Source organism: Amycolatopsis sp. NPDC023774 (assembly GCF_040639695.1).
Classification (GTDB): domain Bacteria; phylum Actinomycetota; class Actinomycetes; order Mycobacteriales; family Pseudonocardiaceae; genus Amycolatopsis.
Genome location: NZ_JBFAAJ010000014.1, coordinates 63704 through 87021, shown reverse-complemented (window position 1 = coordinate 87021; position 23318 = coordinate 63704). Strand labels below are relative to the sequence as shown.

The 23318-nt window shown below is 71.4% G+C and carries 24 protein-coding genes and 1 pseudogene; 14 read left to right on the top strand and 11 right to left on the bottom strand.

All coding sequences use genetic code 11. From position 1 onward, the window contains the following. Positions 1-65 precede the first annotated feature (65 nt). A complete protein-coding gene (locus tag AB0F91_RS26605) occupies positions 66-1691 on the bottom strand; it encodes an ABC-F family ATP-binding cassette domain-containing protein (RefSeq protein ID WP_360601584.1) in 1626 nt (541 codons plus the stop codon). 154 nt (positions 1692-1845) lie between these two features. Continuing rightward, positions 1846-2331: a MarR family transcriptional regulator gene (locus tag AB0F91_RS26600; protein WP_360601582.1), complete on the bottom strand. Its 486-nt coding sequence runs from the start codon at positions 2329-2331 to the stop codon at positions 1846-1848. A 155-nt stretch (positions 2332-2486) separates the two neighbouring features. Here AB0F91_RS26600 and AB0F91_RS26595 point away from each other — a divergent pair, with 155 nt between their 5' ends. The 4 genes and pseudogenes from AB0F91_RS26595 to AB0F91_RS26580 all read left to right on the top strand — a co-directional run bounded on the left by AB0F91_RS26595 (position 2487) and on the right by AB0F91_RS26580 (position 6082). Beyond that, complete coding sequence (locus tag AB0F91_RS26595; RefSeq protein WP_360601580.1) at positions 2487-3074, top strand: helix-turn-helix domain-containing protein; 588 nt, start codon at positions 2487-2489, stop codon at positions 3072-3074. Next, positions 3071-4344, top strand: a pseudogene (locus AB0F91_RS26590) (MFS transporter). The gene AB0F91_RS26595 and the pseudogene AB0F91_RS26590 overlap by 4 nt, the downstream one beginning before the upstream one ends. Further along, complete coding sequence (locus AB0F91_RS26585) at positions 4308-5138, top strand: metallophosphoesterase (RefSeq protein ID WP_360601578.1); 831 nt, start codon at positions 4308-4310, stop codon at positions 5136-5138. Before AB0F91_RS26590 ends, AB0F91_RS26585 begins: the two are co-directional and overlap by 37 nt. Beyond that, entirely contained in the window at positions 5135-6082 is a 948-nt protein-coding gene (locus AB0F91_RS26580; RefSeq protein ID WP_360601577.1) for a phosphotriesterase, read from the top strand. The genes AB0F91_RS26585 and AB0F91_RS26580 overlap by 4 nt, the downstream gene beginning before the upstream one ends. A gap of 68 nt (positions 6083-6150) precedes the next feature. Here the strand turns inward: AB0F91_RS26580 and AB0F91_RS26575 are convergent, their stop codons facing one another. Next, positions 6151-7065: a PAC2 family protein gene (locus AB0F91_RS26575; protein WP_360601575.1), complete on the bottom strand. Its 915-nt coding sequence runs from the start codon at positions 7063-7065 to the stop codon at positions 6151-6153. A gap of 340 nt (positions 7066-7405) precedes the next feature. On the opposite strand from AB0F91_RS26575, the gene AB0F91_RS26570 reads away from it, so the two are divergent. The 4 genes from AB0F91_RS26570 to AB0F91_RS26555 all read left to right on the top strand — a co-directional run bounded on the left by AB0F91_RS26570 (position 7406) and on the right by AB0F91_RS26555 (position 10048). Next, on the top strand, positions 7406-8092 hold the full coding sequence (locus AB0F91_RS26570; RefSeq protein ID WP_360601573.1) for an HAD family phosphatase: 687 nt from the start codon (positions 7406-7408) through the stop codon (positions 8090-8092). A gap of 65 nt (positions 8093-8157) precedes the next feature. Further along, positions 8158-8421, top strand: a complete 264-nt coding sequence (locus AB0F91_RS26565) for a phosphoribosyl-ATP diphosphatase (protein ID WP_184778231.1) — start codon at positions 8158-8160, stop codon at positions 8419-8421. Between the two features lie 35 nt (positions 8422-8456). Further along, positions 8457-9302, top strand: coding sequence for an ATP phosphoribosyltransferase (gene hisG / locus AB0F91_RS26560; RefSeq protein ID WP_360601571.1), 846 nt, complete (start codon positions 8457-8459; stop codon positions 9300-9302). 146 nt (positions 9303-9448) lie between these two features. Continuing rightward, the gene (locus AB0F91_RS26555; protein ID WP_360601569.1) at positions 9449-10048 is read left to right on the top strand and encodes a YdcF family protein; all 600 of its coding nucleotides are present in this window, start codon (positions 9449-9451) and stop codon (positions 10046-10048) included. A 21-nt stretch (positions 10049-10069) separates the two neighbouring features. Here AB0F91_RS26555 and AB0F91_RS26550 read toward each other — a convergent pair whose 3' ends face one another. The 4 genes from AB0F91_RS26550 to AB0F91_RS26535 form a co-directional block, all read right to left on the bottom strand. Then, a complete protein-coding gene (locus AB0F91_RS26550) occupies positions 10070-10237 on the bottom strand; it encodes a hypothetical protein (RefSeq protein WP_360601567.1) in 168 nt (55 codons plus the stop codon). A gap of 37 nt (positions 10238-10274) precedes the next feature. Next, positions 10275-11210 carry a ParA family protein gene (locus AB0F91_RS26545; RefSeq protein ID WP_360601565.1) on the bottom strand — a complete coding sequence of 312 codons (936 nt, stop codon included), beginning with the start codon at positions 11208-11210 and terminating at the stop codon, positions 10275-10277. Between the two features lie 63 nt (positions 11211-11273). After that, positions 11274-12065, bottom strand: coding sequence for a thioesterase family protein (locus AB0F91_RS26540; RefSeq protein WP_360601563.1), 792 nt, complete (start codon positions 12063-12065; stop codon positions 11274-11276). Next, entirely contained in the window at positions 12065-12958 is an 894-nt protein-coding gene (locus AB0F91_RS26535) for a RecB family exonuclease (RefSeq protein ID WP_360601561.1), read from the bottom strand. The genes AB0F91_RS26540 and AB0F91_RS26535 overlap by 1 nt, the downstream gene beginning before the upstream one ends. A 991-nt stretch (positions 12959-13949) precedes the next feature. On the opposite strand from AB0F91_RS26535, the gene AB0F91_RS26530 reads away from it, so the two are divergent. Together AB0F91_RS26530 and AB0F91_RS26525 are read left to right on the top strand one after the other, a co-directional pair. Further along, positions 13950-15107, top strand: coding sequence for a M50 family metallopeptidase (locus AB0F91_RS26530; RefSeq protein WP_360601559.1), 1158 nt, complete (start codon positions 13950-13952; stop codon positions 15105-15107). 81 nt (positions 15108-15188) lie between these two features. Continuing rightward, positions 15189-16019, top strand: a complete 831-nt coding sequence (locus AB0F91_RS26525; protein WP_360601557.1) for a tRNA (adenine-N1)-methyltransferase — start codon at positions 15189-15191, stop codon at positions 16017-16019. 27 nt (positions 16020-16046) lie between these two features. Here the strand turns inward: AB0F91_RS26525 and AB0F91_RS26520 are convergent, their stop codons facing one another. Then, positions 16047-16499, bottom strand: coding sequence for a hypothetical protein (locus tag AB0F91_RS26520; RefSeq protein WP_360601555.1), 453 nt, complete (start codon positions 16497-16499; stop codon positions 16047-16049). A gap of 10 nt (positions 16500-16509) precedes the next feature. Next, positions 16510-17520 (bottom strand): hypothetical protein, encoded by a 1011-nt coding sequence (locus tag AB0F91_RS26515; protein WP_360601553.1) that lies wholly within the window; start codon positions 17518-17520, stop codon positions 16510-16512. 351 nt (positions 17521-17871) lie between these two features. Here AB0F91_RS26515 and arc point away from each other — a divergent pair, with 351 nt between their 5' ends. Next, on the top strand, positions 17872-19674 hold the full coding sequence (arc, locus tag AB0F91_RS26510) for a proteasome ATPase (protein WP_360601551.1): 1803 nt from the start codon (positions 17872-17874) through the stop codon (positions 19672-19674). 51 nt (positions 19675-19725) lie between these two features. Here arc and AB0F91_RS26505 read toward each other — a convergent pair whose 3' ends face one another. Continuing rightward, positions 19726-20631, bottom strand: coding sequence for a DMT family transporter (locus AB0F91_RS26505; protein WP_360601549.1), 906 nt, complete (start codon positions 20629-20631; stop codon positions 19726-19728). Between the two features lie 108 nt (positions 20632-20739). Between AB0F91_RS26505 and AB0F91_RS26500 the strand changes: the two genes are divergently transcribed. The 3 genes from AB0F91_RS26500 (at position 20740) to AB0F91_RS26490 (ending at position 22799) form a co-directional block, all read left to right on the top strand. Beyond that, a complete protein-coding gene (locus AB0F91_RS26500; protein WP_360601547.1) occupies positions 20740-21081 on the top strand; it encodes a hypothetical protein in 342 nt (113 codons plus the stop codon). Between the two features lie 90 nt (positions 21082-21171). Further along, entirely contained in the window at positions 21172-22095 is a 924-nt protein-coding gene (locus tag AB0F91_RS26495) for an aldo/keto reductase (RefSeq protein WP_360601545.1), read from the top strand. 77 nt (positions 22096-22172) lie between these two features. Further along, positions 22173-22799 (top strand): hypothetical protein, encoded by a 627-nt coding sequence (locus tag AB0F91_RS26490; protein ID WP_360601543.1) that lies wholly within the window; start codon positions 22173-22175, stop codon positions 22797-22799. On the opposite strand, the gene AB0F91_RS26485 is transcribed toward AB0F91_RS26490, so the two are convergent. Next, positions 22790-23302: an NUDIX domain-containing protein gene (locus AB0F91_RS26485; protein ID WP_360601541.1), complete on the bottom strand. Its 513-nt coding sequence runs from the start codon at positions 23300-23302 to the stop codon at positions 22790-22792. The genes AB0F91_RS26490 and AB0F91_RS26485 overlap by 10 nt on opposite strands. Positions 23303-23318 lie beyond the last annotated feature (16 nt).

Below are 23318 nucleotides of genomic sequence, written 5' to 3'. Positions count from 1 at the left end.
TGTGGGCGCCGGAATGGGGGCGTCGCGATCCGAAGAGGCAGGGTGTTCGGTGGGTGTATAACGACCTATACCGCGGCGGATTGGGCTGTGGTCAGGGTGAGGTGGTCGCCGTGCCACTGGCGGCGCAGCCAGCGATCATGAGAAGCGACGACGACGGCGCCCGGGGCGTCGTCCAGTGCGGCGAAGAGCTCCTCGGCGAGGGCCAGCGAGATGTGGTTGGTCGGCTCGTCGAGGAGCAGCACGTCCGGCGGGTCCGCCAGCAGGACGGCGAGCGCGAGGCGCCGGCGCTGGCCGACCGACAGCTCGCCGACGGGCCGGCCGAGGTCCCGCGAGGACAGCAAACCCAAGCGGGACAACGGCGGCGCGTCGTCCCCGAGCGCGGCGCGGTAGACCTCGTGGGCCACGCGCGCCGAATCGGGGGACACCACGTCCTGCTCCAGCAACCCCACTCGCAGCCCGGGTCCGAAGTGGACGGACCCGCCCGCGGGTGCCAGCCGGCCGGCCAGCACCGACAGGAGTGTGGACTTGCCCGCGCCGTTGCCGCCGGTCACGAGCAGCCGCGCCGTGCCGCTCACGTCGAGCCGGTCGAGGGTCAACCGGCCCGGCACGTCCAGGTCCCGCACCGAGATCGCCGGTCCTTCGCCTGACGGCGTGGCCGTGAGACGCGCGCGGAACCGCAGCGGCGCCGGGGGTTTGCGCACCTGCTCGTGTTCGAGCTCGTCGAGCCGCAGCTGCGCGTTGCGGACGCGGCGGGACACCTGTTTCTGCACCCGCCCTCCCTTGAAGTTGTAGAGGTTCTTGTCGCCGTCGGGCTGCGCGCGGTTGTGTGCGACCCGCCGCGCCGTGACCGCGACGGACTCCCGCAGTTCCTTCAGCTCGTCCTGCTCCTCGGCGTAACGCTGCTCCCAGCGCGCGCGTTCGGCCCGCTTCTGGTCGAGGTAGTCGCTGTAGGTGCCGCCGTAGCGCGTCGCCCCGCCCACGAGCCGGTCGGCCGGCGCCGGGTCGAGATCGACGATGTCGGTGCACACCGCGTCGAGGAACACGCGGTCGTGCGAGGAGAGCACGGCGATGCCGGCCAGCTCCGCGAGGTGGTGCTCCAGGAACTCCATCGCGGCGTCGTCGAGATGGTTGGTGGGCTCGTCGAGCAGCATCGTGGCGGGACGGCGGATCAGCAGTGCCGCCAGCCCGAGCCGGGACCGCTGCCCGCCCGACATCTCGCCGAGGCGCCGGTCGCTTCTGAGCGCGCCCAGACCCAGCCCGTCGCAGACCAGCTCGGCGCGGCGGTCGGCGTCCCAGAGGTCGTGGGCCTGGGCCCATTCCAGGAGCTTCCCGTACTCGTCGAGCACGGCCGCGTCGTCGGGCCGGTCGGTCATCGCGGCGATGAGCGCGTCGAGCCGCGCGGCGGCCGAGCGGATGTCGGCCAAAGCGCGGTCGAGGACGTCGCCGAAGGTCGCCGACGCCGGGAACGGCAGCTCCTGCAGCAGGAAGCCGACGTCGCCGCCGCGGACAATCTCGCCCGAGCGTGGCTGTTCGAGGCCCGCGAGCAGGCGCAGCAGCGTGGACTTGCCGGTGCCGTTCTCGCCGACGAGCCCGAGGCGGCGCCCGGCCGACGCGGTGAGGGAGACGCCGTCGAGGACGGTCCTGGCGCCGTAGCCGAACACGACGTCGGTGGCCTTGAGGGACGAAGACATGCGGGATCACCGGCCCTGGTGGGTGAAGCGGGTTCCCCGACGGGACTCGTGGCTCGCGGGAGCGGTGCTCGACCGGGAGCTGCCTCGGTGCGGGAAAGGGCTGGGCTCAGTTGTCCATGATGTGAAGAGGTTAATGCAACGCCTGTAGGGTTAGTCAACCCCGAATTTCGCGGGGCTGTCGCGCGGCCTCGTCGACCTGCCGCGTGGCCAGGTCGGCGGCCTTCTCGCCGTCGGTCAGGAACGACACCAGAGCGGTGAGTTGACGACGGTCGAACCCGGCCAGGTGCTCGCCGAAACTCTGGGCGAGCGGGGCGTAGAGCTCGGTCAGCTCCGCCATGCGGTCGGGCAGCGCCCGCACGCGCAGCCGCCGGCGGTCGGCGGGGTCGGGCGCGCGCTCCACGAGCCGGGCGCGCTCCATCCGGTCGAGCATCCGCGTGAACGCGCCGGTGGTCATCCCGAGCAGCCTCGCCAGTTCCGTGGGGGAGTCGGTGGCGCCGCTGTGCACGAGCTGCAGGCAGTGCAGCTCGGCCGGGGTCACGCCGAGCCGGTCCGCAACCGCGGTGTGGAAGCGGACCGTGGCGCTCACGAACCGGGGGAGCGCCAGCGCGGCGGCGGTGGCGAGTTCTCGCTGGTGGGGCAACAGACCGTCCTCGGCGCAGGAGTGGCTGACGGAGACAACGACTGCACGGAGCAGTAACTGTCCGTGATGGTAGCGAAGCCCGTTGACAGCAGGTCGGGCGGCTGCAACTCTGAAAGGACACTTTCGAAAGAGTTCTTTCAGATATCGGAGGACCGATGGCCCAGCTGCCGCCGCGCAAACTCGTCGACGACGCCGAGCTGCTGCGCGCGCTGGCGCACCCGCTGCGGTCGGCCCTGCTGCACCATCTGATGGCGGTCGGGCCCCGCACGGCTAGCGAATGCGCCGAAGCCGTCGGCTCCACCGCGTCCAACTGCAGCTGGCACCTGCGCCGGCTCGCGCAGCACGGGCTCGTGGAGCGCGCCGACGCCACCGACGGGCGCGAGCGGCCGTGGCGCGCCCTGAAGGTCGGCCTCGACCTCGACGACCTGGGGGACGACCCGGCGCTCAACCGGGCGCAGCTGGCCGTGGTGGGCACGCAGCTCGCGGAGGAACAGGGCCTCACGCGCCACTACCTGGACTCCCTCGAGACGCTCGACCCGGCGTGGCGCGCGGTCGGTGGCTTCAACTCGTACACGCTGCAGGTCACGCCGGCAGAGCTCGACCGGCTGCTGCAGGCGGTCGACGCGCTGGTCCGCCCGTACGTCGGCGCCATCCGCGAAGACGCGCCGGAAGACGCGCTGCCGGTGCACGTGGGCCTGCGGGCGTTTCTGCGGCTCGGCCCGGACGGGGCGCCGGTGTCGTGAGGCAGCTGCTGGGCGTGCCGGCGTTCGTGCGGCTCTGGCTGGCCGCGTTCTTCGGCGAGTCCGCCGAGTGGATGCTGCAGGTCGCGCTGCCGGTGTTCCTCTTCGCGACCACCGGCTCGGCGGCGACGACGGCGCTGAGCGTGGTGCTCGGCCTGCTGCCGGCGGTGCTGCTGAGCCCGGTCGCCGGGGTCGTCGCGGACCGGTGGGACCGCCGGGTCGTGCTCGCCGTGGTGTGCGAGGGCCAGGCGGTGGTCGCGTTGCCGCTGCTCGCCGGCGACGGCATCCCCGTCGCGCTCGTGTACCTGGTGATGGCCGCGCAGGCCGGGCTGGCGTCGGTGTTCGAACCGGCGCGCAACGCGCTGGTGCCGGAGCTGGTCGGCGTCGCGGAGGTGACCGGGGCCAACGGCCTGATGAGCGTGAACGGCAGCGTCGCCCGGCTCGCGGGCGGCTGGGCCGGTGGCGCGCTGCTCGGCTGGGGCGGGCTGGACCGCGTGGTGCTCGGGTACCTCGGGGCGCTGGCCGTCGCGGCGGTGCTGCTCGCCCGGCCGTTCCCGGGGCCGGCGGTGCCGCGCGTCCGTCAGCCACGCCGGGAGCCCGTCGTCGCCGCATGGTTGGCCGGGCTGCGGGAGCTCACGCGGGACCCACGGCTGCGGGCCACGGGGATCGCGACGGTGCTCGTGTCCGTGGCCCAGGGGATGTTCCTCGTGCTGTTCGTGGTCTTCGTGCTGGACGTGCTCGGCGGCAGCGAGGCCGACGCGGGGCTGTTGCGCGGTGTGCAGGCGATCGGCGGGCTGGCAGCGGGCTTCGCCATGGCGACGCTCGCCCGGCGCGTGGCGGGTGTTTCGCTGCTCGCGTGGGGCTCGCTGGCGACCGGGCTGGTGTCGGCACTGATCTGGAACGCGGCGGCCCTCACGACGGCGCTCGGAATCTACGTGGGCCTGTTCGCGGTGGCCGGCGGGCCCGCGGTGCTCACCGGCGCCGGACTGCTGGCGCATCTGCAGAGCGTCGCGGCTCCCGAGCGCGCGGGCCGGGTGCTGAGCACGGTGTTCGCCGTGGTCGCGGCGGCCCAGGCCGCCGGGTCGCTGCTCGCCGGGGCGCTGGTGGCCGTGACCGGACCGGCGGTGCGCTCGACGTGCAGGCGGGCGTCTACGTCGTGACCGGGCTGGTGCTGCTGGGGTGGCGTAAGGGGCGGTTCCGGCGATCTGCCGATCGGGAAATGGCTACGGTGGAGGAGTGCCGTCTCTCTTCGCCACCAGTGACCTCCACGTGACCCACGAGGGCAACGGGCCGATCCTCGACCGCGTCGTGCCGGATTCGCCGGAAGACTGGCTGCTCGTGGTCGGTGACGTCGCCGAACGCTCGTCCGTCATCCGCGACACGCTCGCCACCCTGCGCGAGCGGTTCGCCAAGGTCGTGTGGGTGCCGGGCAACCACGAGCTGTGGACCACGCCGAAGGACGAGTCGCAGCTGCGCGGCCAGGCCCGCTACGAGTTCCTCGTGGAGCAGTGCCGGGAGATCGATGTGCTGACCCCCGAGGACGAGTTCCCCGTGTGGGAGCACGGTGCCGGGCCGCTGACGATCGCGCCGCTGTTCGTGCTCTACGACTACAGCTGGCGCACCCCGGCCGCCGAAGGCAAGACGATCGAGGAGGCGCTCGCGCAGGCGCGTGAGGCCGGCGTGGTCTGCACGGACGAGTACTTCCTGCACCCCGACCCGTTCCCGAGCCGCCAGGCCTGGTGCGCCGAGCGCCTGAAGGTCAGCACCGACCGCCTCGACGCCGTGCCGGTCGAGCACGGCACAATTCTCGTGTCGCACTGGCCACTGCACCGCCACCCGACCGCGCCGCTGCACTACCCGGACTTCGCGTTGTGGTGCGGCACCACGGAGACCGAGGACTGGCATCTGCGCTACCGCGCCGAGCTCGCCGTGTACGGCCACCTGCACATCCCGCGCACGACGGCGGCCGACGGCGTGCGGTTCGAGGAGGTCTCGCTCGGCTATCCACGTGAGTGGAGCCGCCGCGCCCGCGGGGCCGTGCCGCTGCGGAAGCTGTTGACCGCGTGACCGGGGAACCCCGGGTCCGCACCGTGCTCGGCGACGTCACGCCCTCGTCGCTCGAGGTGTGCGACGCCCACGACCACCTGTTCTTCGCCTCCCGGCAGCTCGCCGGGCAGGAGCTCGACGACGCGGCGGCCGCCGAGGCCGAGCTGCGTGCGTTCGCGGCCGCGGGCGGGCGCACGGTGGTGCAGTGGACGCCGTTCGGCCTGAACCGCCGAGCGGCCGATCTCGCCGCGCTTTCGCAGGCGACCGGCGTGCACGTCGTCGCCGCGACGGGCTTCCACCGCGCGGAGCACTACCCGGCCGAGGTCCTCGACCGCGTTTCCGACCGGCTGGCCGAGATCTTCGTGGCCGACCTGCTCGACGGCATCCCGGCCGGCGACGACCCGGACGCCGAGCGGACCGGTCCCCGCGCGGGCCTGATCAAGGTCGCGGGCGCCTTCCACGTCGTCGACCGGCACGCCCGCTGGACGATGGTCGCCGCCGCGCAGGCCCACCAGGAGACGGGCGCGCCGATTGCCGTGCACCTCGAGCTGGGCACCGCGGCGCGGGAGGTCGCCGACCTGCTGTGCGGCGAGCTGGCCGTGCCTCCGTCGCGCGTGATCCTGGGCCACCTCAACCGCAACCCCGACGTGCGCGTGCTGCGGGAGGTCGCCGACACCGGTGTCTTCCTGGGCTTCGACGGCCCATCGCGTGCCAATCACGCCACCGACTGGCGCCTCACCGACCTGCTGTACGAGCTCGCGACCTCCGGTCACACCGGCCAGCTGCTCCTCGGTGGCGACACGACCACCGCCGCGGCCCGCCTGTCCTCCGGCGGCGGCCCCGGGATCCCCTACCTCCTCACGACGCTGCGGCCCCGGCTCGTCCGAGCTCTGGGCGACGACGTGGTGGCGGCGATGCTGGTCTCGAACCCGGCCCGCGCGTTCGCCGCCCGCTGGCGCCGCTGAGCCGAGGCCGGAGCCGGGAAGGGCCCCCGCCGCGAGTGCGGCAGGGGCCCTTCCTGCTGGTCAGCGCGTCAGCGAAGGCCGAAGCCCCCGCCCTCCTGGCCCGGGCGGCGCCGGCGCAGGTAGCGCTCGAACTCGGCCGCGATCTTGTCGCCGGAGACCTCCTCCATGGTGAAGTCGGTTTCCGCGTCGCCGCGTTCCTCGAGGCTGCGGACGTACTCGCTGATCTCCTCGTCCTCGTCGGCCATCTCGCTGACGGTCCGCTGCCACTCCTCGGACTGCTCGGGCAGCGCGCCCAGCGGGATCTCGACGTCGAGCACGTCCTCGAGCTTGTGCAGCAGCGCCAGGGTCGCCTTCGGGGACGGCGGGTGCGACACGTAGTGCGGCACGGCCGCCCAGATCGACACGGCGGGGATGCCGGCCTGCACGCAGTAGTCCTGCAGCACGCCCACGATCCCGGTCGGCCCCTGGTAGTTGTTCAGCTCGAGGCGGAACCGGCTGGCCGTGTCCTTGTCGTAAGCGGTCCCGGTGACCGGGACCGGCCGCGTGTGCGCCGTGTCGGCCAGCAGCGCTCCGAGCGCGACGACGGTGTCCACGTCGAGCTGCATCATGTGCTCCAGCAGCTCCGCGCAGAACGCGCGCCAGCGCATGTTCGGCTCGGGGCCCTGCACCAGCACCACGTCGCGGTCGAGCCCCTCGGGACGGCAGATGGACAAGCGCGTGGTCGGCCACTCCACCTTCCGGGTCACGCCGTCGACCATGCTGATGGTCGGCCTGCTGACCTGGAAGTCGTAGTAGTCGTCCGGCTCCAGCTCCGCCAGTGGGGTGGCGTCCCAGTTGAGCTGCAGATGCTCGATCGCGCGGCTGGCCGCGTCACCAGCGTCGTTCCAGCCTTCGAAGGCCACGACCATCAGCGGGCGCTTCGATTCCGGGCGGGCGCGATCCGGGTCTCCGGGTCGCTGGGTCTCGTCGACTGGCTCACTCACCTTCCCAGCCTACGACCCTTCGCCCGTAACCTGTGCAGCATGTCCGACCGCGCGCCGTCACCATCGCCGCCCGCGTGCGGCGGACGGGTCGCGGTGTGCGGGACACACCGGGGAGCCGCAGCTCAGAGCCGTGTGGGCGGTGCTCGCCGCCCGCGCCCGGCGGCGCGATGCGAATGGGATACTGGAGACGATCCGGCCCGCCGTCGTGCCCGGTTCCCCCGGTGGACGGTCCGGGGCCGTCGCGGGCGCGACGCAAGCCCACTCTTTCGGGGCGGATTTGCGCGGGTGTGCCGCGGCCGTCCGGCCCGCCACGCGCCGACGCACCGACAAGGAGAAAACCGTGACTGAACCGTCCTCTTCGGACGGACTGGGCGCCGTCCTCTGGGACATGGACGGCACGCTCGTCGACTCCGAGAAGCTCTGGGACGTCGCGCTGTACGAGTGCGCGGAAGCGCTCGGCGGCACGCTGTCGGAGGAGCAGCGGATGACGCTCGTGGGGTCCAACATGGACGCCACGGCCACCTACCTGCTGGAGGTGACCGCGCGGGAGGTCACGCCGGAGTCGGTGGCGGAGACCGGCGCGTGGATCCGCCGGCGCACGGCGGGCCTGTTCGACGACGCGTTGCCGTGGCGCCCGGGCGCGCGCGAGGCACTGGCCGCGGTGAAGGCCGCCGGCATCCCTTCGGCGCTCGTCACGTCGACCGAGCGCGCGCTGACCGAGCTGGCGCTGCGGACGATCGGCCGCGAGTTCTTCGACGTCACGGTGTGCGGTGACGAGGTCGACGGGTTGAACAAGCCGCACCCGCGGCCCTATCTCAAGGCCGCCGAGCTGCTCGGCGTGCCGCCGCAGCGGTGCGTCGCGGTGGAGGACTCGCCGCCGGGCGCGGAGTCGGCGGAGCGCGCCGGCTGCTCGGTGCTCGTGATCCCGAACGACGTGCAGGTGCCGGCAGGGCCGCGGCGGGTGTTCCGCGACTCGCTTGCCGGTGTCGACGTGGCCGCGCTGGCCGCGTTGCTGCCGGGAGTGTGACCCCTGCGGCATCGGGGTCACCCGGGGCAGCGCCCGCCCGTGCGGGATGGAAGGATCTGCAGACCGTGAAGACCTTCGATGAGCTGTTCGCGGAGCTTGCCGAGCGCGCCCGCACCCGTCCCGACGGGTCCGGCACCGTCGTCGCCCTCGACGACGGGGTGCACGCACAGGGCAAGAAGGTGCTCGAGGAAGCAGGCGAGGTGTGGATCGCCGCCGAGCACGAGTCCGACGACCGCCTCGCGGAGGAGATCTCGCAACTGCTGTACCGGGTCCAGGTGCTCATGCTCGGCCGGGGGATCTCGACCGAGGACGTGTACCGCTACCTGTGACGCGTTCGCGCACCGGAGATCGAGGAGAGAGCGAAATGCTGCGTGTTGCCGTGCCTAACAAGGGAGCCCTCGCCGCGGCGGCGGCCGAGATGCTTTCCGAGGCGGGCTACCGCAAGCGACATGACTCGAAGGACCTGACCGTGCTCGACCCGGTCAACGAGGTCGAGTTCTTCTTCCTGCGGCCCAAGGACATCGCGATCTACGTCGGTTCCGGCGAGCTGGACCTCGGCATCACCGGCCGCGACCTCGCACTCGACTCGGGCGCGCCGGTCGAGGAGATGCTCGCGCTCGGCTTCGGCGGGTCGACCTTCCGCTACGCCGCCCCGGCGGGCCAGGACTGGAAGCCGGCCGACCTGCAGGGCAAGCGTCTCGCGACCTCGTACCCGCGGCTCGTGCGCGAGGACCTGGCCCGCCACGGCGTCGAGGCCGAGGTGATCCGCCTCGACGGCGCCGTCGAGATCTCGATCCAGCTCGGCGTCGCCGACGCGATCGCCGACGTGGTCGAGTCCGGACGCTCGCTGCGCCAGCACAACCTGGTGGCCTTCGGCGACCCGATCTGCGTGTCGGAGGCCGTGCTGCTGCAGCGTGTGGGCAGCGACTCGGCAAAGGCGAAGAGCCAGCTGGCGGCGCGGCTGCGCGGTGTCGTGTTCGCGCAGCAGTACATGATGCTCGACTACGACTGCCCGCGCACGCTGCTGGAGCAGGCCATCGCCATCACGCCGGGCCTGGAGTCGCCGACGGTCGCCCCGCTGGCCGACGAGGACTGGGTCGCCGTGCGCGCGATGGTGCCGCGCAAGAAGGTCAACCAGATCATGGACGAACTGGCGGAGGTCGGCGCGAAAGCCGTGCTGGCTTCGGACATTCGTTCTTGCCGGTTGTAGCTCGGGTCGTAGCTTCCGTGTTCTGCCCGCCCCGGCTCGCCAGGGCGGGCAGACTGGTCTGAGCAATTTGGTCCCGGGGCCCACAGCCCTCGGATTCCTGACAGCACGCGTGTTTGTCGCGAGCCGGGGTGCCCTAGAGTCGCCGCATGCGGCGACGGACAGGATGGGCGGTAGCCGGGGTAGCTGCCCTGGGTTGGGGAGAATGGCTGAACGGGCGTTGGTCGCGCGCCCTCGTGGGGCCCGGCGCGGGCGTTTCCGAGGCGGTGGTCGTGCTCGGATACCGGAATCCCCAAGCGACGGCGAACTTCATCAACCGCTGGCGCGTTCGTGCCGGCCTTCGCTCGATCTCCGCTCACAACGGGCGGGACACACGCGTGATTTTCAGCGGCGGCGCGATCGGCAGCGGCGCTGCGGAGGCTCAGTTGTTGGCTGACTACGCGAAGGCTGTGCTCGAGTTCGACGGCACAGTGTTCCTCGAAGACCAAAGCAGAACGACATGGGAGAACGTCACGAACGTGATCCCGCTGCTCGAGGACGTCGACCGCATCAAGATCGCCTCCCAGCCGGCTCACGCGCTCAAGGCCCGCGCGTACTTGCGGCGGCAGCGCCCTGATCTTGCCGAACGGCTCGTGCGCGCGGCTGACCACCGTCCCGGCGAATGGTTGATCGTCAAGCCGCTGCTGGCTCTCTACGGTCTGTGGACGCTTCGCGGCCTCACCAAAGAAGAGCGGAGGATTTCGCTCTAGCCAGCCGCTGTCGCGCCGGCGTCAACAGCCGCGGGTGTCGAGCCGACGCCCGCAGATCATGGCGTCGGCCCGGCGGAGGAACACTTCGTGGTCGGAGCAGTCGATCACCGCGCTCGACCGCTTGTTTGTGCGGGCGTTGCCAGACACGGCGTTGTGCCAGTCCCGCAGCCGACGGTTGTTGCCGGCCACACCGGCGAGATCGCGCCGTCTCGGCGAAGCCGCGACCTCAGCGAGGTCGCGTCGGGCGCTTCGGCATGAGGTCGTAGAGCTTTTTGCGGGCGCCGTTGTCGTTGGCGTTGCGGGTCATCGCGACTTCGGAGATGAAGTCCTCGAAAACGAACTCGTCGTCGGCCGGGACCTCGGTGGGGCCGGGGTTCTGGACCAGGTAGCCGTCGAGGGTTTCGGCGATCTCGCGGAACGACAGGGCCTGCAGGGTTTCCGGCGCGTACGTGGTGACCGGCACGCCGTTGGCCGCGGCCTCGTTCATCACGACGCCGAGCGGCACGTGCGAAAGCATCGGCACGCCGAAGTCATACATCTCCTGCAGCGCCGCGGCCGCGTAGTGGGAGATCGGGCGGCGGTAGAGCCCGGGCACGATCCCGTACCACGCGATGGGCGTGCGGCCGGTGGTCTGTTCCACGTAGCGCACCTGGTCGGCGAGCAGCCGCAGCGCGCGAATGCTCGTCTTGTCCGGTTGCACCGGCACCAGGATCCCGTGTGACGCTGCGAGTGCGTTGTTGGTGAGCACGTCGAGCGCGGGCGGGCAGTCGATGACCACGTGGTCGTAGTTCGCGAACTGGATCACGCGCGCGAGCTGCCAGCCCGGCACCCGGAACGAGTCCAGCCGGCGGATCAGGTCGAACATGCCCGGCGACGTCGGGATCACGTCGAACGCGCCGCCACGGCCGAGGTTGCTGCGCGGGTGCGGCACCGCGAGCTCCTCGATCGGTCCCTTCCAGAGCTTTGTGAGCGCCTTCGCGAGTGTGGGTGCGTCACCGGACACCTCGGCCAGGCCGAGCATCTCGGTGGTGGCGTGCCCCTGCGGGTCGAGGTCGATCAGCAGCACACGCCGGCCGCGTTCGGCCAGCGCCGCGGCCGCGCCCACGCTCAGTGAGGTCTTGCCGACCCCGCCTTTCTGGTTGACCACCGAGGTGATCTGCATGCCGGAGCGCTCCCTTGTCGGTCGTTCCGCGAAGGTTATTGGATCCGGGGCGTGGGCGCGCGGTTATCCGCCCCCGGCCTGTCGCGGCCGGACGAGCAGAGCCTGCGCGCCGGTGCCGACCGGACCTGAGCCGTCGTGCACGGTACTCGTGGCGGTGCCGACGCCGTGCGGCCCGACCAGGGTCACGGCGTCGAGTCCGATCCACTCGCCCTCCGGCGCCCGGCGCAGGTGGACCGTGAGCTCCGAGTTGATGAACCACCAGTCGTCGGCGGGCAGGAAGTGGGACACGCCGTTGGCCGAGTCCGCGACCGCGAACAGCCGCTGCAGCGCGGTGGGCTCCTCGCCGTCGACCAGCGGGATCCGTTGCCGGCCCCACACCGCGGCCGGGCCCGGCGCCGAGATGCTGCCACGCACGGCCCGCCACTCGACAGCGTTGAGGTAACCGCCGCGCCAGTCGGCGGGGAACGTCGTCTCCGTGCCCGCCTCCGCCGAGGGCAGCAGGGGACCGGCGTCGGTCGCGACGCTCGTGGTGTCGGTGGTCGCGATGCGCCACGCGCTGGCTCGCGCGATCAGCCTGCCGCCCGCGGACAGCTCCGACTGCAGCAGCTCGACCGATCGGCCCGGCCGCTCGATCCACGACCGCTGGTTCAGCTCCGCGACCGGCGCGGGTCCGAGGATCTCGATGGTGACGCGCGCGATCAGCGCCGGGTGCGGCGCTTCGAGCCGTTCCAGCCCGCGCGCGAGCAACGCCGACGGTGGCCCGAAATGCTGCGCGCCCGGCGCCCAGGGGCCGCTGGTGTGCTCGGTCGCGGCGTACCGCTCTCCGCCGAGGGGGACGTAGAACGCGTCGGCCATCAGTCGGCCCGGTCCAGTGCGGTCTCTTCGCCCGCGTCGGGTTCCGGCCAGCCGGGGTATTCCGGCGGGGTGCCGCCGAACTCGGGGCAGTGCGCCTGGTGGTCGCACCACGAGCAGAGCTTGCCGGGGTTGGGCCGGAAATCGCCGGTCTTGCCCGCCTTGAGGATCGCCTGCCAGATGGCTTCCAGCGTGCGTTCGAAACGGACCAGCTCGGCCTCGTCGGGCGTGTAGGCGAGCGACTGGCCGTCGGTGAGGTACATGAGCTTCAGCTGCCGCGGCACGACGCCGCGCAGCCGCCACAGGACCACGGCGTAGAACTTCATCTGGAACATCGCCTTGGCCTCGCCGATCTCACGCGGCGCGGCCCCGGTCTTGTAGTCCACCACGCGGATCTCGCCCGTGGGCGCCACGTCCACGCGGTCGATGTACCCGCGCAGCAGCACCCCCGAGCCCAGCTCGATCTCCACGTGCAGCTCACACGCCTCCGGCTCCAGCCGGCGCGGGTCCTCCAGCTCGAAGTACGCGTCGAGCAGCTTCTCCGCCGAGGCCAGCCACTTGTCGGTTTCGCCGGCCTCGGCGTCCGTGAACAGCTCGGTCCACTCCGGACTCGCGGCCGACAGCTCCGCCCACGTGGGCGCCAACAGGTCCTTCGCCCGCGGCGCCACGCGCTCACCCGCGGGCAAGCCGAACAGCCGTTCCAGCACGGCGTGCACGAGCGTCCCGCGCACCTGGGCCTTCGTGGGCACCTCGGGCAGCCGGTCTACCGCCCGGAAGCGGTAGAGGAGCGGACACTGTTTGAAATCGCTGGCACGCGACGGCGACAGCGCCGGCCGCCTGCGGACGGGCGCGTCACCGGATCCCGGCGGGGTGGTGACCGTAGCGGTGTCGGGCATGGCCAGAGCGTAACGCCGGGCACCGACAGGATCTGATTGCCTCGGCTCCACTGTGTCGTCTGCCTCGGCTCCACCGAGGCGTGCGAGATCGCCTCGAAGCCGGTGTTTCGCCTGGGCGATCGGCTCGGCCGGGGCCGATCGCACCGCACGGGTCGAAACATTGGCGCGATTTTGCTGCCCGGGGTCTCTGCTGGGTGACCATGGTGGGAAGGGGGTGGTCGCGGGGTGGTCGCCGCGGTGGAAGTGGTTTGCAGTGATCAGGTCGGCTGCGCGGGGTGGCCAGAGGCAGTTCCGAGTTCACGGCCCGCACAGCTCTCACCGGGCGAGCAAGCCCGACACGCCCGGTTTCGCAACGAAGCCCGAGAATCCCCGGCCCCGCGACCGATCCCGTCGCGCTTGGTGTCGCGACTGAGCCGACACGCCCGGCCTTGCGCGACCAGCTCCGACGCGCCTGGGTGTCGCGAGCAAGTCCGAAACACCCAGTCTCGCGGGGCAAGAGCGACACGACCGGTCTTGAGACTTGGCCCGCTACGTCTGCCTCGCGACTGAGCCGACACGCCCGGCCTCGCGACCAAGTCCGACACGACTGGGTGCCGCGGGCAAGTCCGACACGACCGGTCTTGAGACCGGGCCCGCTACCTCTGCCTCGCTACCGAGCCCGACACGCCCGACCTCCCAAGCAAGTCCGACATGCCCCGGCGTCGTGACCAAGTCCGCCCTGCCCCCGCCCCACGACAAGCCCACCTCACCCGGCCCTCCGACCAACCGCGCCCTTCCCCCAACTCACCCCGCCGAGGGCAACCCACCAGCGAGATCGCGCCGGCTTCCGGATGGGGCGGTGCGATCGGCCCCCGGCCGACCCGACCGCCCCATCCGGAAGCCGGCTCAACGGCGATCTCGCCCGCCCCGGCGGAGCCGGGGCAGACAACACAGCCGGGGCAAACAACACAGATCACCCGCTTCCCACACCGCGACCTTTACCCTTGCCCGCATGGCCGCGACCCGACAGCACGGTGCCGGGCCGTCCCGGCGCGCCACGCCCGGCGACGGCGGGCTGCTGCTGTTCCGGGTGGCCGGGGTGCCGGTGCTGCTGGCGCCGTCGTGGTGGATCGGGTCGTTGATCATCGTGGTGCTGTACGCGCCGCTGGTGGGGCGGTTGCTGCCGGACGTGTCGACGCCCACGTCGTGGCTGCTGGCGGCCGCGTTCGCGGTGCTGCTGGGGCTGTCGGTGCTCGCGCACGAGCTGGGGCACTGCCTCGTGGCGCTGCGGTTGGGGATGCCCGTGCGCCGGCTGCGGCTGTTCCTGCTCGGCGGGCTGTCCGAGGTCGCGCGTACGCCGCGCCGGCCGGGGCAGGAGGGGCTGGTGGCCGCGGCCGGGCCGGCGGTCTCGCTGGTGCTGGGCGGGTTCTGCGCCTTGCTGATGCTCGCCGTGCCGCCCGACGGCGCCGTGTGGCTGCTGGTCGCGGAGTGCGCCGTGGCGAATTTCGCGGTGGGCCTGTTCAACCTGCTTCCCGGGCTGCCGCTGGACGGCGGCCGCCTCGTGCGGGCCGGCGTCTGGGCCGCGACGGGCCTGCGCGCCAAGGGCACGCGCGCCGCCGTGGCCGGGGGTGCGGTGGTCGCGACCGGCCTGATCGTGTGGGCGCTGTGGGGCCTGGCGACCCAGAGCGAGGACCGCTGGTTGCGGCTCGGCGTCTGCGTGGTCACGGCGTGGTTCGTGATCCTGGGCGCCCGCGGAGAGCTCGCGGCCGAGGCGCGGCGCAGCTGGCCCGACGGCCTCGAGCTGACCGAGCTGGTCCGCCCCGTTCTGCAGCTGCCCGCGGAAAGCCCGGTGTCCGACGCGCTCGCCGCCTCGGCCGGCCGCGGGGTCGTTCTCGTGCGCGCCGACGGGGTCGCGGCGGGGCTGCTCGACGAGCAGGCCGCCGAGCAGCTGGCCGGGACCCACCCGCACGCCCCGGCGGAGCTCGCGGCGGAGCCGATCCGCGCCGAGACGGTGCTGCTGGCCTCGGAGCCGGGGGAGGAGATCGCCGAACGCGTGCGCGAAACCCCCGCTTGGCAGTTCCTCGTGGTCGACGACGAGGGCCGTCCCGCCGGCGTGCTGCGCCGCGAAGACCTCCGGGCCGCGCTCGTGCGCGGCCGCCACGCTCACTGAGAGTGCACCCGACCGGCGACCGGCGCGGACCACCTGCGAGGATCTGACGCCAGCGTTTCGCATGTGAGGTGGAGGACGAAGTTGTCGGTCAGCGGACCGTTTCGCGCAGGAGACCGGGTTCAGTTGACGGACTCGAAGGGCCGGCACTACACCCTCACACTCGCCGAGGGCGGGGAGTACCACACCCACCGCGGCGCGCTCGCGCACGACGAGCTCATCGGGCTCCCCGAGGGCTCCGTGGTCACCTCGGCCGGCGGCAGCAACTACCTCGCGCTGCGCCCCCTGCTTCCGGACTACGTGCTCTCCATGCCGCGCGGAGCCCAGGTGATCTACCCCAAGGACGCGTCGCAGATCGTGATGTGGGGCGACATCTTCCCGGGCGCGCGCGTGCTCGAAGCCGGCGCCGGCTCGGGCGCGCTGACGCTCTCGCTGCTGCGCGCCGTCGGCCCGGCCGGGCACGTGTCTTCGTACGAGATCCGCGACGACCACGCGGAGCACGCCGAGCGCAACGTCGTGAAGTTCTTCGGCGAGAAGCCGGACAACTGGACGCTCACCGTCGCCGACCTGGCCACGCACACCGGTGAGGTCGACCGGGTCGTCCTCGACATGCTGGCCCCGTGGGACCAGCTGCCGAACGTCGCCGCGCACCTCGTGCCCGGCGGCGTGCTCACGGTGTATGTGGCGACTGTCACGCAGCTTTCGCGCGTGACGGAGTCGTTGCGGGAACAGCAGTGCTGGACCGAACCGGAGTCGTGGGAGACGCTGATGCGCCCGTGGCACGTCGTCGGCCTGGCGGTGCGGCCGGATCACCGGATGGTGGCGCACACGGCGTTCCTGCTCACCGCGCGCCGGCTCGCCGACGGCACGGTGTCCCCGCGCGTGTCGCGCCGGCCGGCCAAGGGCAAGGGCTGAGCAGCCAGGGCTAGCCGGACGTCACAGCTAGCCCGGCACACACCACCGGCCGTTTTCCCGGTGCATCGGGAACGGCGTGTCCTTGCGCCCGCCAGCCCCTTCCACGTGCACGGTGACGGCGGCCGAGTCCCCGGCCACGTTCGGCGGCCCGGCAAGGGTCACGGTCAGCGGGCCTGCCGCGTCCCACCGAAACTGCAGTTCGGCCAGCGCCTGGGAAGTCTGCGGTCGGCACGTGAGCCGGCCGAACTCCGTGGCGTCGCCACGCTTGATGGCCACGACGATGGCGTTGGCGAGCACGTTCGTGGCGGCGACGTCCGCGTCGCTCGCGGGCGAGGAAAACGCGGGGACGCTCGCAAGCGGCGATGACGTGGCAGGCGGTGGCGCTGAGGGCCCGGCCGGTGCGACCAGGACCAGACCGAGCACCGCGCCGGCCACGAGAGCGCCGAGCACGACGAGCCCGGCGGTGAGTCTGCCACTCACCGCCGGGGTCTCACTGCTTGTCCGCCTGGGCGTCGACCAGGCACCAGACGCCGGCCTCGCGCTTCGAGGTCATCGTCCCGTTGGCCGTTTTCGCACCCTGGGTGGCCTTGTACCGCACGGAGGCAGTGTCGCCGTTCTCCTGTGCGGCGCCCGTGAGCTGGACGTCGGTCTTCGGGATGTCCACGGCGCCACCGTTGTAGAGGCTGCGGCACGCCAGGCCGGCCAGCGCCGAGCCGTCGCCGCTGCTGAAGTCCGCCGCGGCGGCCTGGAACAGCTCCTGCGCGCTCTGCGTGCCACCCGGCGCCGGCGCGTCGGTGCCGCCCGACGAGCCGGTGGAGGGGGTCGTGCTGCGGGGCCGACTCGGGACGGTGTTCGGCACGCCGCCACCCTGACTGGTCACGGCCGGGGGCGCCGGTGGGGCCGCGGTGTCGGTTTTGTCCTGGTCGTCACCCGAAAGCCCGATGACGAGACCGATCGCGGCACCCACCACGACCACCACGCCGACGGCGATCCCGACGATCAGGCCGGTCTTCTTTTTCTTCGGAGGCTGCTCGGTGTAGCCGCCGAAGGACTGATAACCACCCGGTTGGCCGTACTGATCGCCGAAACCACCCTGCTGGTAGCCCTCCGGCTGCCCGAACTGCTGCGTTCCGCCCTGCTGGTACGGATCTTGCTGCCCGTACTGCTGAGGCCCGCCCTGCTGCTGGTAGGGATCTTGCTGCTCGAACCGCGCCGGCGGGGAGTACGGATCTTGCTGCCCCCAGAGCGGGGGCTGCTGCGCCGGGTGCCCAGGCTGCTGCTGCGGACCGGACTGTGGGTACCCGCTCTGCGGGGGCCAGGTGCCCGGCTGCTGCCCGCCGTAGGGCTGGCCGCCGGGGTGGCCGGGCTGCTGCTGGGGACCGGACTGGGGCTGACCTGGGCCCTGCTGGGACTGTCCGTAGGGGTTCGGCTGCTGCCCGTAGCCTCCGTAGCCACCGCCCTGTTGGCCGTGACCACCGGGCTGCTGCGGCGGGTAGGTCATGTGTGGTGCCCCCTAGCGTTCCTTCGCGTGCCGAGCCGGCCACCGGGTGAGGTGAACCCCGGGGGATGCTAGCCAGGCCACCCGGGATCCGTGCGCTCAGGCCGGAATCCGGCGAAACCAGGGTTGGCGGCGGGGTCCGCGGGGTACCTGCACCGTGCTCGCTTTCGCCTGGTGGAACACGGCGTGACGGCCTTCGGTGTCCGGGCACCGAATCGGCCGCTTGCGCATCCGTGACCACCGTGCTGAGCGGGTGCGGAAATCGCGACGCGCCGATCTTGTGATGCGGAAAGGCCTTTTCTTGTCGGTGATCGCCGGTACCGTGGAATGAAAAGCACTCCGAGGAGGTGCCCGATGCATCATGACCTTCCCGGAGGTCGGCGCGAGGAGGCCGACCCTTCAGCAACAGGCGGAGCTGGGCAGACGGCGGAACAACAAGCCCGGCAGATCCGTTTTCTCGAGGAGGAAGTGGCGCTCTTGCGTCGCAAACTCACCGATTCGCCGCGGCAGAACCGAGTTCTCGAACAGCGCCTCGCCGAGGCGTCCGAACGGGTGAGCCAGCTCACCGAGCGCAACACGAAACTGGTCGAGACCCTGCGCGAGGCGCGTGGTCAGCTGCTCGCCCTCCGCGAAGAGGTCGACAGGCTGGCCCAGCCGCCGAGCGGCTACGGGGTCTTCGTCACCTCGTACGAGGACAACACGGTGGACGTCTTCACCGCGGGCCGCAAGATGCGGGTCTCGGTGTCGCCGGCCGTGGAGATCTCGTCGCTGCGTCGTGGTCAGGCGCTGCGTCTCAACGAGGCACTCACCGTCGTCGAAGGCGGCGATTTCGAGCGCACCGGTGAGGTGTGCGCACTGCGTGAGGTGCTCGCACCTGAGGACGAGGGCGGCATTCTTCGTGCCCTCGTGGTGGGGCACGCGGACGAAGAGCGGGTTGTCCTGCTCTCCGAACCGCTGGCCGAGCAGCCGCTCAAGCCGGGCGACTCGCTGCTCGTGGACTCGAAGGTCGGGTACGCGTACGAGCGCGTGCCGAAGGCCGAGGTCGAGGACCTGGTGCTGGAGGAGGTGCCCGACGTCCGCTACGAGGACATCGGTGGCCTGAGCAGGCAGATCGAGCAGATCCGCGACGCGGTGGAGCTGCCGTTCCTGCACGCCGATCTCTACCAGGAGTACCAGCTGCGGCCGCCGAAGGGTGTGCTGCTCTACGGGCCTCCGGGCTGCGGGAAGACGCTCATCGCCAAGGCGGTGGCCAACTCCCTGGCCAAGAAGGTCGCGCAGGCACGGGGCGACAAGGCGGACGGGAAGTCCTACTTCCTGAACATCAAGGGTCCCGAGCTGCTCAACAAGTTCGTCGGCGAGACCGAGCGGTCCATCCGCCTGATCTTCCAGCGGGCTCGGGAGAAGGCCTCCGAGGGCACTCCCGTCATCGTGTTCTTCGACGAGATGGACTCCATCTTCCGCACCCGTGGCTCGGGCGTGTCCTCCGACGTGGAGACCACGATCGTGCCGCAGCTGCTGTCGGAGATCGACGGTGTGGAAGGGCTGGAGAACGTCATCGTCATCGGCGCCTCCAACCGTGAGGACATGATCGACCCGGCGATCCTGCGGCCGGGCCGGCTCGACGTGAAGATCAAGATCGAGCGTCCGGACGCCGAAGGCGCGAAGGACATCTTCTCGAAGTACCTGGCCGAGGGCCTGCCGATCCACGCCGACGACCTGGCGGAGTTCGGCGGGGACCAGAAGGCCACGTTCGACGCGATGATCCAGCACACCGTCGAGCGCATGTACGAGGAGAGCGACGAAAACCGGTTCCTCGAGGTGACCTACGCCAACGGGGACAAGGAAGTCCTGTACTTCCGCGACTTCAACTCGGGCGCGATGATCCAGAACATCGTGGACCGGGCGAAGAAGTCGGCTATCAAGTCGGTGCTGGAGACCCAGCAGCCCGGCTTGCGCGTGCAGCACCTGCTGGACGCGATCGTCGACGAGTTCGCGGAGAACGAGGACCTGCCGAACACCACGAACCCGGACGACTGGGCCCGGATCTCCGGCAAGAAGGGCGAGCGGATCGTCTACATCCGCACGCTCGTCACCGGCAAGAACCAGGACTCGGGGCGGGCGATCGACACCGCCACCAACACGGGTCAGTACCTGTAGTCGATTCGACGCGTGGGGCCGCCGGTTCGCCGGTGGCCCCACGCTTTCGTCTCAGACCTTCACCGCACGGCGACGGGGCGCGAGTTTCCCGTGCGAGGCGAGGATTCCCAGCACCACGAGGATGGCGCCGGCGGGTTCGTTCCAGTGCACGGGCTCGTGCAGCACGAGGACGCCGAGCACCACTCCCACCACGGGTGTGAGGTAAGTCACCGAAGACGCGTGCGCGGCGCCCCAGGCCGCTACTACGCGTGTGTTCCACACGTACGAGATGCCCGTTCCCAATACACCGAGCGCGAGCATACTGAACACCACGGCGAGGCTGAGGTGCATCGGCTGGCTCGCCACCACCGGCGTCAGCAGCAAGAGCAGCACTGTCGCGAAGCCGACCTGCCCGAACGCCACCACCACGGGATCGGCGCACTTCGGGGATACGAACCGGCGCAGGTACACGAACGCCGCGCCGTAGCACGTCGTGGCACCCAGGCACGCCAGCTGAGCCGTGAGCTCGTGCGACAGGTCCACGCCCTGCCACACGCCGACGAGCGTCAGCACGCCCGCGAACCCCAGTAGCAGTCCGGTCACGCGCGGCGCGGTCAGGCGCTCCGCGGGCAGCGCCGCCGCGGCGAACACCATGGTCAGCAACGGGGTCGTCGCGTTGAAGATGCTGGCCAGCCCTGAGGAGATGTACTGCTCGGCCCAGGAGAACAACAGGAATGGTGCCGCGCACAACAGCACCGACACCACCGCGAGATGGCCCCACAGCGCGGGGTCACGGGGGAGGGGCCGGCGCCGGCCCACGAGCACCAGGGCGAGCGCCAGTGCGCCGAAGCCGACTCGTGCCAACGCCACCTGGGCGGGGGAGAGGCCCTGCAGGCCCACCTTGATGAACAGGAAACTCGCGCCCCACACCACTGCCAGCGCGACGAACCGCGCACCGATACCGAACCTCCCGGCCATGCTCCTCCTTGTCGTCACCGGTGAGTCAACGGTCCGCCACGCCGCGAGGCCAGCGGTTTTCGGTCATGTCACCGAACTCCGGTGTATAACGACCTATACTTCCCGGCTGTGAGCACCGACGACACTCCGCACCCGCGCGCCCCGATCACCGAAGCCGACGTCCTCACCTGGCTGGAGACGACCGCGGCCGCCGTCCAGGCGGGGGAGCTGAACGCCAACGACCTCATCGACCTGCTGGGGGAGCTGCGCCGCGCCTCCGCGGCCTGTGCCGACGCGTCCGACTGGGCCCTGCTTGCCGCCCGGGAGGAAGGCGCCAGTCTCCGCCAGATCGCCCCTGTCTTCGGCAAAGGCTACGTCCGGGCACCCGCCGCACGCCTCGAAAAGCTCCACCGCCAAGCCCAGAACTCCGGACAATGGCTCGCCATCCTCCGGCACAAACAAACTGTATAACGAACTATACAGCTGGCCATGGTCAAAAAACATGTGGTCTGGCAACGTAATCCCGTCACCATCTCAAACCCGCACAGAGAAGGACACCGAATGGAGCGCATCGCGGTCGGGCTCGCCGCTCTCGGCCGGCCCGCGTACATCAACCTCGGCCGGGACCTGCCGGGGGCGCGGGACGTGCTGGCGATGCGCGCCGCGACCCACGAGGTGCTCGACGCGGCCTACGCGGCGGGAGTCCGCTGGGTCGACGTCGCGCGTTCCTACGGGCTGGCCGAGGACTTCCTCGCGAGCTGGCTCGCGGAGACCGGGCACACCGACGTGACGGTGTCGAGCAAGTGGGGCTACCGCTACGTCGGCGAGTGGCGGCTCAACGCGCCGGTGCACGAGGTCAAGGAGCACTCGGCGGCGCGGTTCGCCGCGCAGTGGGCCGAGACGCGGGCGCTGCTGGGTGTGCACGTGGACCTGTACCAGGTGCATTCGCTCACTGTGGACAGTCCACTGTTCTCCGACGCGGCGCTGATCGATGCCCTCTCGGGGTTGTCGGACCAGGGCGTCGAGGTCGGGTTCTCCACGTCCGGGCCGGCGCAGGCCGACGCCGTGCGGCGGGCGTTCGAGCTGGAAGCGGCGGGGCGGCCGGTGTTCTCGTCGGTGCAGTCCACTTGGAACGTTCTGGAGCCCTCGGTCGGCGGGGCGCTGGCGGAGGCGCGGGCGGTGGGGAAACGGGTGCTGGTGAAGGAGACGCTGGCCAACGGCCGCCTGGTCGTGGAGGCGCCCGCGCCGCTGACCCGGATCGCTGCCGCGCACGGCGTGGGTCCGGACGCGGTCGCGGTGGCCGCGGTGCTGGCGAACGACTGGGTTTCGGCGGCGCTGGTGGGTCCGTCGAGCACGGCGCAGCTGGCGGCGAACCTGGCCGCCACGCGGGTTTCGCTGACCGCGGACGAAGTGGCCGAGCTCGCGGGTCTCGCGGAGGCGCCGGAGGAGTACTGGCGGCACCGGTCCCACCTCGGGTGGGACTGAGGGGCTGCACTACCCTCGCTGCAGCGCGGGCCCGGCGAGTGGACCGCGGTTCTCGGATTTTTCCGGAGGGGCGGCAGGTGCGTCATCGGCAGGTGCTCGCGGTGGCGGCGGTCGCGCTGGCAGGGTTCACGACCGCGTGCGGCAACCGGCCCAACGACCTCGAGACGTACTACGACGATCCGACGTCGGTGAACGACGCGACGTCGTTCGCGCCGGTGACTCCGCCGCCTGCCGCGCCGCCGAGCACTCCCGCATCTCCCTCGCCCGATCCCCGGATCCTGGCCGCTGCGGCGGCTTCGGCCGCGTTGCTGTCCGATGAGGACGTTGCCGAGGAGGGTGTGGCGCCGGGGCCGGGCAAGGCGTCGGGGTGCTTGGCGGGGTTGGCTCAGGGGGAGCGGCGGTCGGCGAGCTGGGTGTATCCGAGTGGATCGGGGATCACGCACGAGGTCACGGCGTACGCGGGTGGGTCGGGCGCGGACGTGGTGTCCGCGGCGGACTGCGCCGGTCAGGTGCTCGCGATTCCGCCGCAGCCGGGTGCTGCGCAGCAGCGGGCGTGGTGCGAAGGGTCGACGTGCACGGTGCTGCTGGCCAAGGGTGAGCTGGTGTCGGCGTTGAGCGTGGTGGCGAGCACGCCGGCGCGGGCCGCGGACGCGGCGAAGCGGTTGCTGCCGAAGGTCGTGGCGAAGCTGGTCGCTCAGCCGTAGCGGCGGAACCACTCCTGCACGCCTTCGCGGCCGTCGGGGATGAAGGGGCTTGCGGGGTCGTCGGCCCAGGCGCGCAGTTCGGTCAGGGGGAGCCAGCGGCCTTCGGCGATCTCTTCGGCCTGGTGGTGGATGGGGCCGTCCCAGCGGACTTCGTAGGCGAAGTTGTGGCAGTGGACGGTGCCCTGGTCGTAGATCTTGGTGAACAGGGGTTGCGGTTCCACTCCGTGGACGCCGAGTTCTTCGGCGAGCTCGCGGCGGGCGCAGTCGGCGGGGGTTTCGCCCGCGGCGACGACGCCGCCGGCCCAGCAGTCCCAGGTGGACGGGAAGATGTCCTTGTCCGCGGTGCGGAGGTGGACGTACACGGATTCGCCGTCGCCCGAACGGACGAGCACCACGCCGGCGGCGTGCCACAGTCCTTCGGCGCGGACGCGGGAGCGGGGTGCCTGGCCGACGACGTGGCCGGCGCGGTCATAGAGGGCAACGAGTTCGTCACTGCCTGGCATGGGGGCATCGTCGCAC

What these genes read in the sequence shown, in the direction of transcription:
- AB0F91_RS26605 (WP_360601584.1), bottom strand. Translation starts at nt 1,691, where the DNA reads ATGTCTTCGTCCCTCAAGGCCACCGACGTCGTGTTCGGCTACGGCGCC.
- AB0F91_RS26595 (WP_360601580.1), top strand. Translation starts at nt 2,487, where the DNA reads ATGGCCCAGCTGCCGCCGCGCAAACTCGTCGACGACGCCGAGCTGCTG.
- hisG (WP_360601571.1), top strand. Translation starts at nt 8,457, where the DNA reads ATGCTGCGTGTTGCCGTGCCTAACAAGGGAGCCCTCGCCGCGGCGGCG.
- AB0F91_RS26555 (WP_360601569.1), top strand. Translation starts at nt 9,449, where the DNA reads ATGCGGCGACGGACAGGATGGGCGGTAGCCGGGGTAGCTGCCCTGGGT.
- AB0F91_RS26545 (WP_360601565.1), bottom strand. Translation starts at nt 11,210, where the DNA reads ATGCAGATCACCTCGGTGGTCAACCAGAAAGGCGGGGTCGGCAAGACC.
- AB0F91_RS26540 (WP_360601563.1), bottom strand. Translation starts at nt 12,065, where the DNA reads ATGGCCGACGCGTTCTACGTCCCCCTCGGCGGAGAGCGGTACGCCGCG.
- AB0F91_RS26535 (WP_360601561.1), bottom strand. Translation starts at nt 12,958, where the DNA reads ATGCCCGACACCGCTACGGTCACCACCCCGCCGGGATCCGGTGACGCG.
- AB0F91_RS26530 (WP_360601559.1), top strand. Translation starts at nt 13,950, where the DNA reads ATGGCCGCGACCCGACAGCACGGTGCCGGGCCGTCCCGGCGCGCCACG.
- AB0F91_RS26515 (WP_360601553.1), bottom strand. Translation starts at nt 17,520, where the DNA reads ATGACCTACCCGCCGCAGCAGCCCGGTGGTCACGGCCAACAGGGCGGT.
- arc (WP_360601551.1), top strand. Translation starts at nt 17,872, where the DNA reads ATGCATCATGACCTTCCCGGAGGTCGGCGCGAGGAGGCCGACCCTTCA.
- AB0F91_RS26505 (WP_360601549.1), bottom strand. Translation starts at nt 20,631, where the DNA reads ATGGCCGGGAGGTTCGGTATCGGTGCGCGGTTCGTCGCGCTGGCAGTG.
- AB0F91_RS26495 (WP_360601545.1), top strand. Translation starts at nt 21,172, where the DNA reads ATGGAGCGCATCGCGGTCGGGCTCGCCGCTCTCGGCCGGCCCGCGTAC.
- AB0F91_RS26485 (WP_360601541.1), bottom strand. Translation starts at nt 23,302, where the DNA reads ATGCCAGGCAGTGACGAACTCGTTGCCCTCTATGACCGCGCCGGCCAC.